The sequence below is a fragment of the Escherichia sp. MOD1-EC5950 genome, assembly GCF_002965345.1.
Taxonomy (GTDB): Bacteria; Pseudomonadota; Gammaproteobacteria; order Enterobacterales; family Enterobacteriaceae; genus Escherichia; species Escherichia marmotae.
In genome coordinates this window covers 74,263-92,918 of record NZ_PTSR01000004.1, presented here as the reverse complement: position 1 = coordinate 92,918, position 18,656 = coordinate 74,263, and the positions used below count along the sequence as shown (strand labels likewise).

The following is an 18,656-nucleotide window of genomic DNA, read 5'->3' as shown; positions in this document are numbered from 1 at the left end:
ATTGATATTTAATGAACATCTGGTGCTGAATATGCGTCCCTTTCATTAGCATTTCGCAGTCTTTGCAGTGGATCCTGCTGATAAAATTGGCAGAAACGTTGCCACAGCGAGGGGAAGCGAGGCGCAAAAAGCTCCGGAGCACTAAAAAAGTATTCGGAAAGCACGGCAAAACATTCGGCAGGATCACTGGCAGCATAAGCATCGATGCTGGAGGCATTCTCCCCCACTAACTCAATTTCTTCCTGAATGTTATCCATCGCAGCGTGAAGATCGTGTTCCCAGCCCGCGACTTCGCGTAAAGAAATAAAGGGGACGCCACTGGCGCGATCGCCATTTCGGGTGTCCAGTTTATGTGCAACTTCATGGATAATCAGATTAAATCCCGAGGCATCGAAAGAATCCTGTATATCGAGCCAATTCAGCACGATGGGACCTTGCTGCCAGCTTTGACCTGACTGAACAATACGTTGATTATGAACCAGCCCTATATCGTCTTCCCATTCATCGTCTACCACAAATGGTGCCGGGTAAATTAACACTTCATGAAATCCATCCAGCCATTCCAGTCCCAGTTCCATAACAGGTAAGCAAAACAGCAAGGCAATGCGACCACTTTTCAATGCATCAAGTTCAACGCCTTGTAAAGGAACCAGCCGTTTTTGTTGCAAAAAACGTTCAGCCAGAGTGACTAATTTGTTTTGCTCTTGCTCAGTCAAACATGTCAAAAGAGGTATCGCCAAAGCTTCCTTCCACGGAATTGCATCATCATGGGCGGTTTCTTGTACTTTCCAGGGCCACTTAATCATCGTTTTGCTCGCAAACTCGTCACTTGAACAAAATTGCACGGACAGAGACTGTTAAAATGCCAAATTTCCTGGCATCATGGCAACAATCTGAACGGAGAGATGCCGGAGCGGCTGAACGGACCGGTCTCGAAAACCGGAGTAGGGGCAACTCTACCGGGGGTTCAAATCCCCCTCTCTCCGCCAATCATTCAAACAGCTAGTCCGCCCCATGTCAGTGACACAAATCCCATTGAGAAAATTCGAAAAATTCATCCGCGAAAAATAACGCCTGTAAGTAACCTGCACTACTTTAGCAATCACATTTTTCTCGCTGTTTTTGAATTTCTAATACGCGCCTGAACCCACAATTCTGTTTCGTTTCCGCACATTACAGTGATGCCCCTACCCGTCCCCCATAGTCATTTTCTGACATAAAAACATTTGCAGATGCTCTCTGTCGCGGTAGTCTCATAAGGTTCGTTTATAGTTCGACGGCAATGTGAGTTACCTTTTCCATACTAATTATAAAAAGACAGTACAAACAGGAACATTATGGACTCCACGCTCATCTCCACGCGTCCCGATGAAGGCACGCTTTCGTTAAGTCGCGCCCGACGAGCTGCGTTAGGCAGTTTCGCCGGTGCCGTCGTCGACTGGTACGATTTTTTACTCTATGGCATTACCGCCGCACTGGTGTTTAATCGCGAGTTTTTCCCGCAAATAAGCCCGGCAATGGGAACGCTCGCCGCATTTGCTACTTTTGGGGTCGGTTTCCTTTTCCGTCCGCTCGGAGGTGTCATTTTCGGCCATTTTGGCGACCGTCTGGGACGTAAACGCATGTTAATGCTGACCGTCTGGATGATGGGCATCGCAACAGCTTTGATTGGTATTCTCCCTTCGTTTTCGACTATTGGCTGGTGGGCACCGATTTTATTGGTGACGCTGCGTGCCATTCAGGGTTTTGCCGTCGGCGGAGAGTGGGGAGGCGCTGCATTGCTGTCTGTTGAAAGCGCGCCGAAAAATAAAAAAGCCTTTTACAGCAGCGGCGTACAAGTTGGTTACGGTGTAGGGTTACTACTTTCAACCGGACTGGTTTCACTGATCAGCATGATGACTACTGATGAGCAGTTTTTGAGCTGGGGCTGGCGCATCCCTTTCCTGTTTAGCATCATACTGGTGCTGGGCGCATTGTGGGTGCGTAATGGCATGGAGGAGTCCGCTGAATTTGAACAACAGCAACATAATCAAGTGACCGCGCAAAAGCGTATCCCGGTTATCGAAGCCCTGTTACGACATCCCGGCGCTTTCCTGAAGATTATTGCACTACGCCTGTGCGAGTTGCTGACAATGTATATCGTTACCGCCTTTGCACTTAACTATTCAACCCAGAATATGGGGTTACCGCGCGAATTGTTCCTTAATATTGGTTTGCTGGTGGGTGGGTTAAGCTGTCTGACAATTCCCTGTTTTGCCTGGCTTGCCGACCGTTTTGGCCGCCGTAGGGTGTATATCACTGGCGCGTTAATTGGAGCGTTAAGCGCGTTTCCTTTCTTTATGGCACTTGAGGCACAGTCTATTTTCTGGATTGTTTTCTTCTCCATTATGCTGGCGAACATTGCGCATGACATGGTGGTTTGTGTGCAACAACCGATGTTCACCGAGATGTTTGGTGCCAGTTATCGCTACAGCGGCGCGGGGGTCGGATACCAGGTTGCCAGTGTGGTAGGGGGTGGATTTACACCTTTTATTGCTGCAGCTCTCATTACTTATTTTGCTGGAGACTGGCATAGCGTCGCCATTTATTTGCTGGCAGGATGCCTGATTTCCGCAATAACTGCTTTGTTGATGAAAGACAATCAACGCGCCTGAGGGTCTGGCGAAGATCATTCGATCTTCGCCTTCCACTTTTGTTTCACATTCCTGTGACATACTATCGGAAACGCGGTAATTGTATGGAACAGGAGACACACATGAATAATAAGGGCTCCGGTCTGACCCCAGCTCAGGCACTGGATAAACTCGACGCGCTGTATGAGCAATCTGTAGTCGCTTTACGCAATGCCATTGGCAAATATATTAAAAGTGGCGAATTGCCTGATGAAAACGCCCGCAAACAAGGTCTTTTTGTCTATCCATCACTGACCGTGACCTGGGACGGCAGCACAACCAATCCCCCCAAAACACGCGCTTTCGGTCGCTTTACTCACGCTGGCAGCTATACCACCACCATCACACGCCCTGCTCTCTTTCGTTCGTATCTCAATGAACAACTTACTTTGTTGTATCAGGATTATGGCGCGCATATCTCCGTGCAACCGTCACAGCATGAAATCCCCTACCCCTATGTCATTGATGGCTCCGAGTTAACGCTTGATCGCTCAATGAGCGCCGGGCTAACGCGTTATTTCCCGACAACAGAGCTGGCACAAATTGGCGATGAAACTGCAGACGGCATTTATCATCCGGCGGAATTTTCTCCGTTATCGCATTTTGATGCACGCCGGGTAGATTTTTCCCTCGCGCGGTTACGCCATTATACCGGCACACCTGTCGAACATTTTCAGCCGTTCGTCTTGTTTACCAACTACACACGTTATGTGGATGAATTCGTTCGTTGGGGATGCAGCCAGATCCTTGATCCTGAAAGCCCTTATATTGCACTTTCTTGCGCTGGCGGGAACTGGATCACTGCCGAAACAGAAGCACCTGAAGAAGCAATTTCCGACCTCGCATGGAAAAAACACCAGATGCCCGCCTGGCATTTAATCACTATTGATGGTCAGGGCATCACTCTGGTGAATATTGGCGTGGGGCCGTCAAATGCAAAAACCATCTGTGATCATCTGGCGGTGCTACGTCCGGATGTCTGGTTAATGATTGGTCACTGCGGTGGATTACGTGAAAGCCAGTCTATTGGTGATTATGTACTTGCGCATGCTTATTTACGCGATGACCACGTTCTCGATGCGGTTCTGCCGCCCGATATTCCTATTCCCAGCATTGCTGAAGTGCAACGTGCGCTTTATGACGCGACCAAGCTGGTCAGCGGTAGACCGGGTGAGGAAGTTAAACAGCGGTTACGTACTGGCACTGTGGTAACCACAGATGACAGAAACTGGGAGCTGCGCTACTCGGCTTCTGCACTGCGTTTTAACTTAAGCCGGGCCGTGGCGATTGATATGGAAAGTGCAACCATTGCAGCACAAGGATATCGTTTCCGCGTGCCATACGGGACGCTACTGTGTGTTTCAGATAAACCGTTGCATGGTGAGATTAAACTTCCCGGCCAGGCTAACCGTTTTTACGAAGGCGCTATTTCCGAGCACCTGCAAATTGGCATTCGGGCGATAGATTTGCTGCGCGCGGAAGGCGATCGACTGCATTCGCGTAAACTGCGAACCTTTAATGAGCCGCCGTTCCGGTAATGAGTTCAGATCCTTTGCGTCAGGAAAAAATGTGAAGGATTTGATAAGTAGCAAAGCAAAAAGCCCGCTATCAAAGCGGGCTTTTCAGAATTTGGCTCCTCTGACTGGACTCGAACCAGTGACATACGGATTAACAGTCCGCCGTTCTACCGACTGAACTACAGAGGAATCGTGAGAACGGGGCGAATATTAACTATGCCCATCCACAATGTCAAAGCCTGTTTTTTAATTTTGAAAGCGTTTGCTGAAATATTCTGCGTTTTGCCGTTTATTCCGACACAACTGGCTTTTTTTCACACTTTTTATGTTCAGCGCGAGGATATTTCCATAGCCAACGCCCGGTCACCATCCGCCAGTAAAACAGCACGGCACGCACGGCCCAGTCGGCAAACATCCCCATCCAGACGCCAACCACGCCCCAGTCAAGCATAATTCCCAGCGCATAACCCACAACCACGCGGCATCCCCACATGCTCAGCATAGAAACCCACATGGCGTAGCGTGCATCACGAGCACCTTTAAAACCAGCAGGTAACACCCATGAGGCGGACCAAATAGGCATAAACAAAGCGTTTAGCCAAATCAGAATCACAACGACATGTTTAACTTGTGGATCCTGGGTATAAAACGACGCCATAACTCCGGCAAAAGGGGCAGTCAACCAGGCTATTGCCGTTAGTCCAATAGTGGACAGCCAGAAAACATGCCGCAACTGAATTTCTGCTTGCGCTATCTGCCCTACCCCCAGTCTTCGACCGGTGATTATTGTGGAGGCTGAACCGAGTGCACTTCCTGGTAAATTGATAAGAGCCGCGATCGAAAAAGCGATAAAGTTCCCGGCAATAACGCTGGTTCCCATCCCGGCGACAAACATTTGTGTTAATAACCGGCCACTGGTAAATAATACAGATTCAACGCTCGCAGGAATACCGATCCCCATTACTTCCCAGATAATGCTGAAATTCAAAGGCTTAAAATAGCTCTTTAACGAGATCCGTAGCGCAGGGTTAAAACCAATCGCCAGTACCCACAAAATTGCAATTGCGCCAATATAACGGGAAATAGTTAATCCCAGCCCAGCCCCGACAAAACCCAATCCCTGCCAGGAAAAAAGACCGTAAATTAATATACCGCTAATAATAATATTAAGAATATTCAGGCTGCCGTTTATAAGCAGCGGTATTTTCGTATTCCCTGCACCGCGAAGTGCCCCACTGCCAATCAAGGTGATAGCCGCAGCAGGATAACTGATTACCGTTAGCTCCAGGTAAGTCAGCGCCAGTGCTTTCACTTCCGTCGAGGCATCACCTGCAACAAATTCGATAATGTGCTCGCCAAAATGATGAATAAGAACAGCCAACAGCACGGCAAACAACGTCATGATTACCAATGATTGCCGTGTCGCTACTCTGGCTCGCCGTCGATCACGTTTACCGAGACTAAATGCCACAACGACAGTAGTACCAAGATCGATAGCGGCAAAAAAGGCCATAATGACCATATTGAAGCTATCAGCCAACCCTACGCCCGCCATCGCATCTTTTCCCAGCCAACTGACCAGAAAAGTGCTCAGGACGCCCATCAACAGGACACAGGCATTCTCCATAAAGATAGGAACAGCAAGCGGAGTTATCTCACGCCAGAACAACACTTTGTAACTCTTGCGTTTTGCGTGCCAGCGAGTGTGGCGTAAAGCAGAGGAGATATTCAAAGCCGACCCTAATTGCAGAAAGTGAAACCACATTTCAAATAATGAGGGAGAATCAGCAAAGCTGCAAAGATTTTCGCTGTCAAATTGTCTGCAAATGCAACAAACTGTTGATAGAAACGGCAAACAGTTAGGTTTTTTAAAAATCGGGTTTGACAAAATATTTTTCGCCGTTAAGATGTGCCCCAACAGCGATTCCTCTGTAGTTCAGTCGGTAGAACGGCGGACTGTTAATCCGTATGTCACTGGTTCGAGTCCAGTCAGAGGAGCCAATTTAAAGAAAGCAGACGTTCACTGACGTCTGCTTTCTGCATTTATATCAACTGGTTATCCCCTTCTTCAGGTTCACCCTCGTTCGTTAAAAACCGCTCGAATCCACACTACTTTGCTGGTAAAAATGCTGGTAAAGCTGGTTCGATTTGCGTTTTACCAGCACGCGGAGGGAACCGTCATGTCACTTACTGATACTAAAGTAAAAAATGCCAGACCAGCGGAAAAAGCCGTCAAGCTCACTGATGGATTTGGTCTCTACCTTCTTGTGCATCCCAATGGTTCAAAATACTGGCAGTTAGGCTATCGCTTCGATGGTAAACAGAAAGTGTTTTCCATTGGTGTTTACCCTGCGGTTTCTCTTGCTGATGCCAGACAACGACGTGATGAAGCAAAAAAGCTGCTTGCTCAGGGAATCGATCCCAACGCTAAAAAACAGGCTGATGAAAAAGCTCTGCAGGAAAAGCGGGATAAAACCCGTTCGTTCCGGGTCGTTGCCAGAAGCTGGTTTGCCACCAAAACAAAATGGTCAGAAGATTACGCCGATACGGTATGGAAGCGCCTTGAGACCTATGTATTCCCGGATATTGGCGACAGCAACGTTTCAGATCTGGATACGGGTGATCTGCTTGTTCCGGTTAAAAAAGCAGAAACGCTTGGCTATCTTGAAATTGCCATGCGGATCAAGCAATACATCACTGCCATCCTGCGTCACGCCGTTCAGCAAAAGCTTATGCGCCATAATCCTGCCTACGATATGGAAGGTGCTGTGCAGAAACCAGAGACTGAGCACCGTCCTGCACTGGAGCTGGAAGAGATCCCCCTGCTACTTGAACGTATTGATGCCTACAAAGGCCGTGGACTTACCACACTGGCGATTAAACTCAATCTGTTGATTTTCATTCGTTCCAGTGAACTCCGCTATGCACGATGGTCTGAAATCGACTTCAACAGTAAGTTATGGGTGATACCAGAAAAGCGTGAAGCGATTGAGCGCGTCAAATATTCCACGCGTGGCGCAAAAATGAAACGCCAGCACTTTGTTCCCCTCTGCAGGCAGGCTATTAAGATACTGAAAGAGATCCGTCAGCTTACCTATGAAGAAGGTAACGACGCCGGATTAATTTTTACTGGATGTTATGACTCATTCAAACCCATGAGTGAAAACACCATCAACAAGGCGCTGCGTAAGATGGGCTATGACACCACGCAGGACATCTGCGGTCATGGTTTCCGAACACTGGCATGTAGTGCTCTGATTGAATCAGGGCTATGGTCTGAAGATGCGGTAGAACTTCAGATGAGCCACAAGGAAAGCAACAGTGTTCGTGCTGCCTATACCCATAAGGCCAAGCATCTTGAGCAGCGAAGGTTAATGTTACAGTGGTGGGCTGATTTTCTTGATGCAAACCGGGATGGGATGGTCAGACCGTTTGAGTTTGCATCGATAGCTCAGCCATAAAAATATCTTGTATTTACTCAATAACAGAAGCTCGTGAGATCGGGCTTTTGTCGTATCTGAACAAACAGTTTTCCACTTTGTTTCTACACGCAGCATGGGTTTAGATCGACATTCCGTCATTGGGCTGGTGAAACGACCAACTACCCGCGTGAGGTTATTGAACATGCCTTAGCGCACCAGTTGGCAGATAAGGCCGAACAGGACTATGGTCTGAAGATGCGGTGGAACTCCAGATGATCCACAAGGAAAGCAACAGTGTTCGTGCTGCCTATCCCCATAAGGCCAAGCATCTTGAGCAGCGAAGGTTAATGCTACAGTGGTGGGCAGATTTTCTTGATGCTAACCGGGATGGGATGGTCAGGCAGTTTAAATTTGCTCAATAAGTAAGATTTAACTTTTTCACAACTTTGATTAAGATTCCTGTAAACCGTAAATAGCAAGTTTCCCGATTATTTCGTTACTAACAGAATAGTAACGTTATTTATGAGTTTTACATGAAGAAAAACTTCACATTTTGCAAGGTGTTAGATGATTTTTAGTCCACTTTATAATATCCTTTAGCTAAGGAGAATGCGTATTTCATACATAAAGCTAATGTTAAATATGTATTAATAGATTTACGCTATGATTTGATTAACAGGGGCAGCAAAAAATGTCAGAAAGCGTCAACTCAGGAGTTGAGGGAGGCTCAGGATATACATTCCAACGTTGTTGTGTTGTATACCTTCTTTTTGATGATTACGAAAAACTAAACTCTCCATTGCTAGATTATTTTATATGTGTTGAACACCATGAAGATTTTCTTTTTGCCTTTGTTGATGAAAATGGTGACATTAGTCGCATTGATACTTATCAAGCTAAAAAATCAAGAGATGACTGGAAAACGGATCAAAAATTTTGTGAGATCATCGGAAAAATATCGCTTGTTGGAAATGAACTTATCAACGATAAACACCCCAAATCTGATGATTACAAACACACTCTATCTTTCTTGACAAATCGAAATATTATACTTCAGGGTAAGAAAGAAAAAGGTAAAAAATGCAAAGTAGAAAAAATACAAGTAACAAACATCTCTAAAAATTATTCTGATCTACATGATGAAATCAAAGAAAACATTCAATCAAAACTAATAGATGGAGAAATTGCAGATTTTAAGCAACTCTCTAATGTAAAATTTAGTTTCATTGACCTTCCTCAAACTTATAAAGGGTGGAGAAGAACGCTAACAGGTTTATCTACTGAGGTTCTAGGTTGTAAGGTTAGTGATCATGACGCTGTAATAACAACTCTAATGGCTTTATTGCAAGATGTTGAGTTAACATATAATAATGCTGGATATGCTTTACTTACAGATAGGTCAAAGCGTTTGACCAAACAAAAAATTGATGCAACATTCAGTATGTTCCAAGAAAGTAAAAAAGCTTTCAACTTTTGGCGTTCTCATGCAGATAAATTGGCGAAAGGATTATCAATTAAGCTCCCTATAAAAAGAAGAGCGCAAGAATTATTAGATAACTGTTTCGATTTTTTTAAAGACATTCAACAAGTAGAATACAAAAAGATTTATAAATTTGTATCAGAAAACACGCAAATAGATTATAAACATACAGATGAAGCAGATTGTATTACTGAATTATATCAAACTTATATTAACACATATAATTCAAGGTTAGAAAAACACATGATTGCATTTGCGATAATAGCTGCATATGTTGAGACAAGAGGAATGTATGTCTAAATTAATTCTGAAAAGCATTTTAGCATACTCTATGAATAATAAATGTTTTTTTTGCACTGATTTTGGTGACTCAGTCAATATTATTCACGGGAGGAACACATCAGGGAAAAGTACATTAATGCAATCAATTTTGTACACAATGGGTGTTAATGATTCCAAAGAAAATTTGCACGACATTCTTACAGAAAGAGTACTCTTTCGTCTTGAGTGTGAAATAACAAAAGTAAAATCATCTCATACGGTTGTATTTGTTCGATTTGATGATACTCTCGTCGTTCGCATTGATGATAGAGTCCCCCTACGGTTTGATGGCATTAATGGAAATAACTCATATGAATATGCAAGATACAAAAGATTATTTAACCACTTATTTGACTTTAAACTAACATTACAGAACCAAACTAAGTTTACTGATGCACCGATAGAAGCTGCATTCTTGCCATTCTATATATCTCAATCTGTTGGTTGGGTTTATCTAAGAGAATCAATAGGTGATTATAGATTTTATAAAGACTTCAAATATGACTACCTTGATTACTACGCAGGCATAAAAGATCGTACGGACAGATTGCAAAAATATATGTTGCAAAAAGAAAAACAACAAATTGAATATGAAAGAGATCTATTAATTCAATACAAAACAAAAGATAGCTCTCTTAAAATCTCTGAGATATTAGAATCTCGATTCAAAGGGGAAGCAATTGATTACTTAAAAAAATACAACATATTAGCAGCAAATCTGATTACGGAAGAAGCTAAGTATGAAAAACTATGCAATAAACTCAGTATGTTACGTGGACGTCAAAAAGTACTTTTACAAACTATTCGAAATTTAAAACTTCAAAAACCCAGCGTTGACACATGTCCTGTATGCGAACAAACGCTACCCGGCGATCTTAGACAATTATATATCTATACTCAAGATATTAACGATGCGCTACGAGAAAAAGAACGTATAACTGAAGAAATTAAAGATGTTTCGTCATCATTAAATTCTGTTGAAAGAAAGATCAAACACGATAGTGAAAAAATAAACCTTGAGTATGAGGTGTTAAAAGAATCGAGAATTAAAAATATTGACTTTGACAATTGGGTTAATCACCGTGCAAATATCACCATTTTAAATGATATTAAAATTAAAGAAGCTAGTTATGTCGAAAAAATATCAAACCTTCAGACCCAAATTGACAACCTACTCACAGATTCACAAATTAAAGCTCTCCGAAACAACATTGACAAGGAATTTTTAACTATTTTCAGCGAAAAAGCAAAAGCTTTGAAGGTAATAATACCTAATAATCCAAGGTATCAAAATCTTTATTCCATTACATCCTTCCCCTTCCAAGGTGTTGAATTACACAAAATAATCATGGCTTATCATTTTTCCTTTATTAAATTAATCAATAAAAGAAAAACAATCCATAAATTTCCATTTTTGTTAGATGCTATATTCAAAGAAGATATAGATATAGGAAATAGAGATCTTATTTTTAAGTTCTTAGAAAATGAATCTGGCAATACTGAGCAAATGCTATTTACTGTAGCAGAATATAAAAAAAATGAAATTAATGACAATCCACTTTTTGATATCAATGAAATAAATAAGAAATATTTCGCAGGAAAAGCGAAACAAATTTGTATCGGTAATGCAAAATCAGTGAGATCATTTCTATTAAATAAAGAGCTAAACAATAGCGAGAAAATTCTATTGGATGACGCCTTCTCTTTATTACAAACCTCATAATAGCTGAAAGGGCCTATCGGCCCTTCTTACCTGTAATTTATGAAATCATCCATAGCGAGATTACCGACATGCATATAACCTTCTTAAATTACTATAACAGTGATCATTCTTACCACCACTACAACGCTCCTCATTATATTCTGCAATAAGGGTTCCAGATATATAACCAAACTGAGGACTATACGTTGATCCCGGACAGGCACATGTTCCAGTATCACTATTCGGTATAACGCATTTATAACCAGAGATTTGATCTGTTATCGTTATAAAAATACCTTTCAGGCCATCACCACTTGCTGTCTGCCATTTACCGTTAACACACGATAACACTCGACCTGTACTGTCTCGTCCCACCAAACCATTAGGCGTACATTTCGCATTCAACGTTGCCTGACCATTCAGGTGGAGATATTCACCTGCTTTGATTCTGCCTGTTGATTCAATTGTTCCGTAGGATTTTATCGTCCCGGCGGTAAGATTACCTGACGCATAAATATTACCCGCATTGTTCATGTAAGCTTTAACTGTTTTACCGGTTCCAACACCAACAGTCCCCGACGCATACAAATCATAGGTGCGAACACCGCCAGCCCAGCCAGCAGGAAAATCGTTTGGATTAAGTCCGTTCGTCGCAATACGGCTACCAAACTTCGCCAGACCAGTTGTTGATAGCGTGTTCAGATAGGTATCGGATTTTACCTTGAGGTTGTTGTTGATATTTACAGAACCATTAAGGGTCGAGGTTCCACCCACAGTCAGATCTGATGCAACAGACGCATTACCCGTTGTCTTAAGTGCCCCGGTTGTTGTTGTCCCTGATGCAGTAATGTCTTTGATGTTTTTGATGCTCTTACCACCAAGATTCAGATCACCCGTCATCGGTAACGTTCCATCACGACGCAGATAAACAGAATACATTGAAGAGTTATACCCCACGCGGTAAGCCAGTAATCCACCACCCGTGATATTGCTGTAGCTGTTAGAGTTCTCACTCCACTGACCACCATAGCCGGAAGCTATCTTGGTGTTTCTGCTCATCCCACCATCAACACCTGCCGCCTGAACCGCTTTACCTAACAGGTCATAACGAATACGACCACCTTCTTCCCACGGGCTGGCGGTTGTTATAAGGCCATTAATGACGTAATCCGGCGCTGTTCCTGAACGCTTTAACACAATTTTGTAGGATGCTTTTTGCGCATTCGTTCCTGTATAGCCTACAGGCAACAGACCTTCATTAATTAACGTCTGGTAAGTGATTTCACAACCAGCAGCCGAACAGGTTCTTGGCCCCGGATCACTGCTTTGATTGTTGGATGATGACAGTGTGGAAATCTTGTCATAGCGAATACTGATATAGCGGTTAACTGCTTCACCAAGCTGTTTAATCTGTGTTCCAACATTATCAGCCAATACTGCTTCCTGATCGTTTCTCATATCCTGAAACTTCATAAAAGCGATAAGCGTTCCAATACCTAAAACAATAGTCACTTCCAGTAAGGTAAATCCTTTTTTCTTTATCATAATTATCTCCCTGTTTTAGCAATAAGAAAGAAAAGGGCTTACGCCCTCTTCATTAAATAGACGTGAAAACTAATGTATTACTTGTGGCATTCGTACATGCTGCTGCCGTAGCTGCCACATCGAGTGTTCCTCCAGCGGCTTTAACAACCTTGGTTCCAACCGTAGTAATGTAGAAATTACCTGCTGCCGCTGTCGCAATCTTCACACATTCCGCTGCTGGCACATTATCGTATGTGATAGTGAAAGAAGAGCCAGCCGCTGATGACGGCCCAGTTGCTGCCGCAGCCAGCGTCACATTACCTTTAAAGGCATTGATTGGTTTAGCTGCCGTTCCTGAGCCACTTAACATATTGTCAGGGAAGATTTTTGCCTGAACAGCCACAGTATTTGTTAAGCCAGTAAAGCTTGATGCCGATGTGTATAATGCTTTAACACCTGCCTGTATGGTGGCAATGTTATTGGATTCTGCCTGTGCTCTTTGTGAAGCCTGAACCTTGGGATACACGATAAAAGCCGCTACCACTAATGCAGCAATGATGCCTAATACAAGCAATAGTTCGAGTAGTGAGAAACCTTTCTTACTTTTTCTTTTGTTATTTAATAAAACCATTATTATCTCCTTTTTTGTTTTAATGATAACTCCTGTTATAACGCTTCTCTCATATCTGGCAATAGAAATAGCAAGATATATTTAACTCTGTCTGACAGACGGATGAATTAAAAAAGGCAAAGATTTCTCTTTGCCTTCCGGGAGATTTAAAAACAACATTTGTTATCACTACTGTCATTATTACTTCCTCATGGGATATTTATCACATCTGATAAAAAAGTAATAATGACGTTCACTACATAAATATAAAAATTAACAGATTACTGGTCGAACAGAACGCATGATTGAAAAGGAAAAAAATATTAATAAAGGATGATTCTGCGTTCTGTTCTTTTATATAGATAACAGATAATAATCAGATATCAATACCTGAATCAAAATAAATTTAAATATTTTTTATTTTTGTCTTCCATCCATTTGCGCCAGAAACTTCCTGCCTGCTTTTATATACGTTATTTTTTCAATATCATTCAGGTCAGGAACTGAAAGCAAAATCCCCATAACGAGTTCTTTATCCACCTGTTCGATATCGCAATGCATAGCCTTAGCTACTTCCGCACCAAGAATAATCTTTAGCCTTGTTTCAACTTTCTTACGTTCTGATTTCTCCAGAGACTTAAGACGATTAAGTTCTAGTTGAGCAAAAGCAACCTTTTGCTTTAATGTTTTTTCTGTTCTTGTTTTTTTACTTTCATTATCCATAGTTATCACCTCTTGCTGTTTACACGTATTTAATTATCACAAATATAAATGACGTCAAATTTACACCGTTTTGTCAGAGGAAATAAATCTGGACTATCCACAAATAAAATAATGCAACACATGTGATAGTGTTCACTAACCAAAAATATCTGGCACTCTCCGCGTTACTTATTTTTGCGCATTTGTGCTTTTATTTTCACCTGTCAATTTTAAACTCTATTTTCCAATCTCAACCTGTGAATTGTGCAACACATAACACTCTCTGTTTTATTGGTTTTTTCCATCAAATTTAGCTATCCCGTCTTACGGCGGGAATAATTAATACTTCTTTTGCCCTTACGGGCCTTTTCTTTACTCTTTTTGTCCTGTGGACGTGAAACCTACACCTTTAATCCAGTTTGCGCCGCTTAACCCGGCGTATTATTTTACAACCATACATATATTTCGTATTAATTAATAAGAGGGGCATTTTACATTGGCTTATTTTCTTAAAGACAATGCCCACCCACACACTGCTACGCAGTGTGTGGGGTCTACCGACGGTTGCCTGCCGCAGGCTAAAAGCAAAACCAAGGTCAACGTCAACACCAAAGTTTTTCTTACGAAAAACTAACAGCATTACTTTTATTTGAGGTTATATTTTTAATGGCGATTTTTCATCTGGATTTTAAAATTGTGAAACGAAGCGAAGGCATGACTTCCGTTGCGAAAGCTGCCTACCATGCCCGTACACGTATTACAGATGATCGCATTGGCGAAACATTTGATTTCAGCCACAGAACAGATCTTCATGGTCATATTATATTAGCGCCCGTTTCCGCACCTGCTCATATTGTTGAATGCTCCTCAGCACTCTGGAATGAAGTTGAAAGAGTGGAACGCCAGAACAACGGTCAAACAGCCCGTTATTTTGATGTCGCTATCCCCGTAGAACTCAGTAATGATGACAAGAAAAAATTGGTTGCTGAATACTGCCAGAAGAACTTTGTTGATAAAGGAATGATTGCTGATGTCGCATTCCACGATTTAGATGGTAAGAATCCCCATGCTCACGTCATGTTAACCCTGAAAACCATTGGTCCCGAAGGCTTCGGTAAAAAAGACAGAAGCTGGAATGATAAGAAGATAATGATCCAATGGCGTGAGTCATGGGCCACGATGTCAAACAGCTACCTTGAGGCTGCAGGGAGTGAAGAACGTATCGATCACCGTTCTCTCAGGACACAATGTGCTGATGCCCTTGCTCACGCAGAAGAAGCATTCAGTGCTGAAGAGAAAGCATTCTGGCTTGCTAAAGCGACAGAAACTAACCGCCCGGCAATGCAGCGTGTTCATCGTGCTAAATGGAATAACACCGAGTCTCAGGAACAACGAGCTGCTGAACAAGCTCAACGCGATCATCAAATTAAAGAAGCAAAAAAGGTCTACACCACATTCAGTGAGCTACCACTGGAAATCGTTGTTGATGTCAGAAGCTTTACGATTACACATCCTGCTGAACCAGAAGAAATCGTTATCCCTGACTACCCGGCAACAGAAGAGCAGCAACCTGTTCTTACAACATCTGAACCACACAGAAGACCAGCCGTAAAATCTTACCGTGACCCCAGTAAGGTCAGTAAAGTAAATGTATCAGGGAAGAAATCCCCTGTTCTGGTTGTTCCTGAACCAAATGCATCCACTAAACTGAAAACCCCATCTCTTCAAAAAACCAGAGCGGTGAACCGTGCTCCTATGGGAAGTAGAAAACAGACTAAACCCCGTCAGAATGGTTTGTTTAAGCGTTTCACACTACTGATAGTAGGCTATATAAGAGAGAAATTTATCTGGGCCAAAAGGAAAGCAGATACCACTGATGCTGACCATGATAAGCGTATCGCAGAGAGCTATGTCTATGATGAAGTGTTAGGAGTCAATGTTCCACGCTCAGAGTTTGAAAAACGTACCAAATTTAACAATACTGAAAACAAGGCATCTGTATGTGAAATCAGCTACTTACCTAAGCATTCACAGCAAATTTTCGGTAATATCACAGGTGACCCCTTTGAACCATCATCACAGTTAAAAAGCATCTCATCTTCGAAATTAGGCTTACGGCAGTTTCATAAAAATATAAAATGAACTATGATATACAATATTTTTTAGAAAAAAAGTATAACAGAAAGGATATATATGTTATTTAATATCAAGCTAAATAATTTCAAATCATTTTCTTCTGAAACTGAAATTCCCTTGGCTCCTATAACTCTTATATATGGGCCTAACTCATCTGGCAAAAGTAGCATTATTCAAGCTCTACTAGCTTTAAAACAATCACTTATTGGTAACAACAAAAACGGTGAATTTATATCTTCTGGTGAATGTTTAGATTTAGGTGATTTTGAATCTGTCATTAGCAATCATGATTTAGCTGAAAATTTATCTATCAGTATAGCATTCAAGAATGGAATGAATATTAAGGAATATAATGACGAGTTTATGTTTCAACCAATTTTTGGTGCAGACGATATAAGACACTTCAGCACAACCTATAAATATTCCGAGGCAAACCCGACGACAAACTTGACTAGTAATAAAAATTATTTATCGTATTTCAAATATACTGTTACTCAATCAAAGTCTGATAAAAAGGTATTTGGAATAGATGTATTAGGGAGCAAGCTAGGGAGTTTTTCTTTTGAAAATAATGGATTTGATGATTTAGCCACGTTCTTCAACAGGCGTGATCGTCGCTCGAAAAAATTAGAAATACCAGAATATTATAATGAGCTTATCAGTGCAAAAATCTTGATATCTCCTATCCTATCAATCCCTATATATTCCCCCGTAAGAGAAGATTTTAATATAATAAGTAATTATTTTAATTCCATTGCTTATGAAATACGACATGAACTATTAAAAATCAACTATCTTGGGCCATTAAGAACTCACCCTAGAAGATTTTATTCTTCCGAAAGAGAAAATGTCAAAAAGAACAAGGGGCAGACAAATTTAGGAGCAGATCTTTATTATGGAGGGAGTTCAGGGCAAGAAAAAGTCAATTATTGGATGAATAAGTTTGATATCCCATATAAGTTAAGTGTAGAAAATATTGGTAATAATATTACAGGTAATATTATATCATTAATGCTTTGTGATACGAGAAATAACACAAGTGTTACACCTGCTGATGTGGGCTTTGGAATAGGGCAAGTTCTTCCAATAATCACATGTGCAGTAACTAAAAAAAATCAAACAATATGTGTTGAACAACCCGAAATACATTTGCACCCAAGATTACAAGCACATCTGGCTGATTTATTTATTGAAACATCGAGCAATGCTGATGGAAACCAATGGATAATAGAAACTCATAGTGAAGCTCTAATGCTTAGATTACAGAGAAGAATAAGAGAGAAGAAAATAGATAAAAATTCTGTAAAAGTATTGTATGTTGATGTCGGAATGTCTGGAACGAGTGTTATGGAATTACCTTTAGATGATGAAGGAGATTTTTTGAAACATTGGCCAGAAGGATTCTTTGAAGAACGCATGAAAGAAACTATGGGGATTGACTAATGTTAACAGAGTTTCATTTCGATGAATTCTATCTTGGAAGTGATGAACTAGATAGTGATAATGCTATTTTTATTCATAAGAAAATAATCGACTCATGGAAAGATTTTGGTTGTTTTGTTTATCCTAATATGAAAAAAACGGATTATATTGAATGGATAAACGGCCTTGAACCAAAAATATCACAATTGTGGCAAGTGGCATTTTCGCATTATAAGAAAAGCTCAATGGTAAGTACTTACACGCCAATTTGTGACTTTCTAAACCCAGTGGATATAGAAGCGACCTATAGAGCTGATGAGCTTGATCTAATCATAATACCTAATAACTCTCCGCTTATAAACACACCTCTGATTACCGCGCACAATTTAGAAATATCAAAAACTATTGGGATCATAGATAGTTTAAGTTTTGCAAACAGTAAATCTCTTTGTGAAACTGACATAGCAGATGGAGATTCAATAGATGATATTTTGGAGAAAAGATTCAAAAAATTAATAAAGAACTCAAAAGTAATAACCATAATTGATAGGTATTGGGCGAAAAATCATGATGAAGATATTTCTCGCAGAAAGCCTGCGTTAGAAAAAATATTAGATTACATATATTTTCTGAAGAAAAATATTTCAATTGTGATCTATACATCAAATGTTAACAGTCCAGATAACTACAATACAATTTTAACTAACTACGTGAACTTCACATTAAAAGGATCGACAAACTTCAGTAAATACATTACATATTTTGAGATTTCCGTTTGCGACGATAACTTATTCCAACCGAAAGGACATGACAGATACCTTGCATTTGATGATAAGGTCTGCATCTTAGGAAGAGGTATCTCAATTTTTAGAGCTTATCCTGTTCAAAACTGCACCCTTAATATTAAAGACATAAATCAAACACAATTTAACAAAATATTAAAAGAGTTTTCTAGAAATAGGAAATTTAAAATTGATATTTTATAAATATAGTTATATTTACCACCAAAAATTCTCAATCACATGATCTGGTGGTGGAGATTATTACTAGGTTGAAGAAAACAAAGCTTCTGATTTTTTAATTGAAAAATCGGTGATTATTACATAGATCACCGAATCTTTTCTAGATACTGAAATCACATAATTCCT

General features: G+C 41.0%; 13 protein-coding genes, 3 tRNA genes and 2 pseudogenes. 12 read left to right on the top strand and 6 right to left on the bottom strand.

Annotation, left to right across the window (positions count from 1 at the left end):
- Positions 1 to 8 precede the first annotated feature (8 nt).
- Positions 9 to 806, bottom strand: a complete 798-nt coding sequence (gene mtfA, locus BEA93_RS07195) for a DgsA anti-repressor MtfA (protein ID WP_001516583.1) — start codon at positions 804 to 806, stop codon at positions 9 to 11.
- A 93-nt stretch (positions 807 to 899) separates the two neighbouring features.
- On the opposite strand from mtfA, the gene BEA93_RS07190 reads away from it, so the two are divergent.
- From BEA93_RS07190 to amn, 3 genes are all read left to right on the top strand, one after another.
- A tRNA-Ser gene (locus BEA93_RS07190) sits at positions 900 to 989 on the top strand.
- 348 nt (positions 990 to 1,337) lie between these two features.
- The gene (gene shiA, locus BEA93_RS07185; RefSeq protein ID WP_000378543.1) at positions 1,338 to 2,654 is read left to right on the top strand and encodes a shikimate transporter; all 1,317 of its coding nucleotides are present in this window, start codon (positions 1,338 to 1,340) and stop codon (positions 2,652 to 2,654) included.
- 101 nt (positions 2,655 to 2,755) lie between these two features.
- Positions 2,756 to 4,210 carry an AMP nucleosidase gene (gene amn, locus BEA93_RS07180; RefSeq protein ID WP_001060212.1) on the top strand — a complete coding sequence of 485 codons (1,455 nt, stop codon included), beginning with the start codon at positions 2,756 to 2,758 and terminating at the stop codon, positions 4,208 to 4,210.
- Between the two features lie 92 nt (positions 4,211 to 4,302).
- On the opposite strand, the gene BEA93_RS07175 is transcribed toward amn, so the two are convergent.
- Both BEA93_RS07175 and yeeO read right to left on the bottom strand, forming a co-directional pair.
- Positions 4,303 to 4,378, bottom strand: a tRNA-Asn gene (locus BEA93_RS07175).
- Positions 4,379 to 4,478: 100 nt separating this feature from the next.
- Entirely contained in the window at positions 4,479 to 5,954 is a 1,476-nt protein-coding gene (gene yeeO, locus BEA93_RS07170; protein WP_077627720.1) for a toxic metabolite efflux MATE transporter YeeO, read from the bottom strand.
- A gap of 160 nt (positions 5,955 to 6,114) precedes the next feature.
- Here yeeO and BEA93_RS07160 point away from each other — a divergent pair.
- The 6 genes and pseudogenes from BEA93_RS07160 to BEA93_RS07135 all read left to right on the top strand — a co-directional run bounded on the left by BEA93_RS07160 (position 6,115) and on the right by BEA93_RS07135 (position 11,135).
- Positions 6,115 to 6,190 (top strand) — tRNA-Asn (locus BEA93_RS07160).
- 179 nt (positions 6,191 to 6,369) lie between these two features.
- Entirely contained in the window at positions 6,370 to 7,650 is a 1,281-nt protein-coding gene (locus tag BEA93_RS07155) for a tyrosine-type recombinase/integrase (RefSeq protein ID WP_105224476.1), read from the top strand.
- Positions 7,651 to 7,737: 87 nt separating this feature from the next.
- A pseudogene (locus BEA93_RS26330) lies at positions 7,738 to 7,887 on the top strand (integrase); the annotation flags it as partial.
- Positions 7,848 to 8,033, top strand: a pseudogene (locus BEA93_RS07145) (tyrosine-type recombinase/integrase); the annotation flags it as partial. The pseudogenes BEA93_RS26330 and BEA93_RS07145, both read left to right, overlap by 40 nt.
- A 269-nt stretch (positions 8,034 to 8,302) precedes the next feature.
- Positions 8,303 to 9,391 carry a hypothetical protein gene (locus BEA93_RS07140; RefSeq protein ID WP_085459651.1) on the top strand — a complete coding sequence of 363 codons (1,089 nt, stop codon included), beginning with the start codon at positions 8,303 to 8,305 and terminating at the stop codon, positions 9,389 to 9,391.
- Entirely contained in the window at positions 9,384 to 11,135 is a 1,752-nt protein-coding gene (locus tag BEA93_RS07135) for a hypothetical protein (RefSeq protein ID WP_105224391.1), read from the top strand. Before BEA93_RS07140 ends, BEA93_RS07135 begins: the two co-directional genes overlap by 8 nt.
- Before the next feature lie 60 nt (positions 11,136 to 11,195).
- Here the strand turns inward: BEA93_RS07135 and pilV are convergent, their stop codons facing one another.
- The 3 genes from pilV to BEA93_RS07120 all read right to left on the bottom strand — a co-directional run bounded on the left by pilV (position 11,196) and on the right by BEA93_RS07120 (position 13,971).
- Positions 11,196 to 12,659: a shufflon system plasmid conjugative transfer pilus tip adhesin PilV gene (gene pilV, locus BEA93_RS07130; RefSeq protein ID WP_105224390.1), complete on the bottom strand. Its 1,464-nt coding sequence runs from the start codon at positions 12,657 to 12,659 to the stop codon at positions 11,196 to 11,198.
- Positions 12,660 to 12,711: 52 nt separating this feature from the next.
- Positions 12,712 to 13,269, bottom strand: coding sequence for a type IV pilus major subunit protein BfpA (gene bfpA / locus BEA93_RS07125; protein WP_052922935.1), 558 nt, complete (start codon positions 13,267 to 13,269; stop codon positions 12,712 to 12,714).
- A 396-nt stretch (positions 13,270 to 13,665) separates the two neighbouring features.
- Positions 13,666 to 13,971: a conjugal transfer protein TraD gene (locus BEA93_RS07120; protein WP_085459654.1), complete on the bottom strand. Its 306-nt coding sequence runs from the start codon at positions 13,969 to 13,971 to the stop codon at positions 13,666 to 13,668.
- A 645-nt stretch (positions 13,972 to 14,616) separates the two neighbouring features.
- Between BEA93_RS07120 and mobQ the strand changes: the two genes are divergently transcribed.
- From mobQ to BEA93_RS07105, 3 genes are read left to right on the top strand one after another with little or no spacing between them, the layout of a single operon-like run.
- Positions 14,617 to 16,092 carry a MobQ family relaxase gene (gene mobQ / locus BEA93_RS07115; RefSeq protein ID WP_228929349.1) on the top strand — a complete coding sequence of 492 codons (1,476 nt, stop codon included), beginning with the start codon at positions 14,617 to 14,619 and terminating at the stop codon, positions 16,090 to 16,092.
- A gap of 51 nt (positions 16,093 to 16,143) precedes the next feature.
- On the top strand, positions 16,144 to 17,529 hold the full coding sequence (locus BEA93_RS07110) for a DUF3696 domain-containing protein (protein ID WP_105224389.1): 1,386 nt from the start codon (positions 16,144 to 16,146) through the stop codon (positions 17,527 to 17,529).
- Positions 17,529 to 18,494, top strand: coding sequence for a hypothetical protein (locus BEA93_RS07105; RefSeq protein WP_105267626.1), 966 nt, complete (start codon positions 17,529 to 17,531; stop codon positions 18,492 to 18,494). Before BEA93_RS07110 ends, BEA93_RS07105 begins: the two co-directional genes overlap by 1 nt.
- The last annotated feature ends 162 nt before the right edge of the window (positions 18,495 to 18,656 follow it).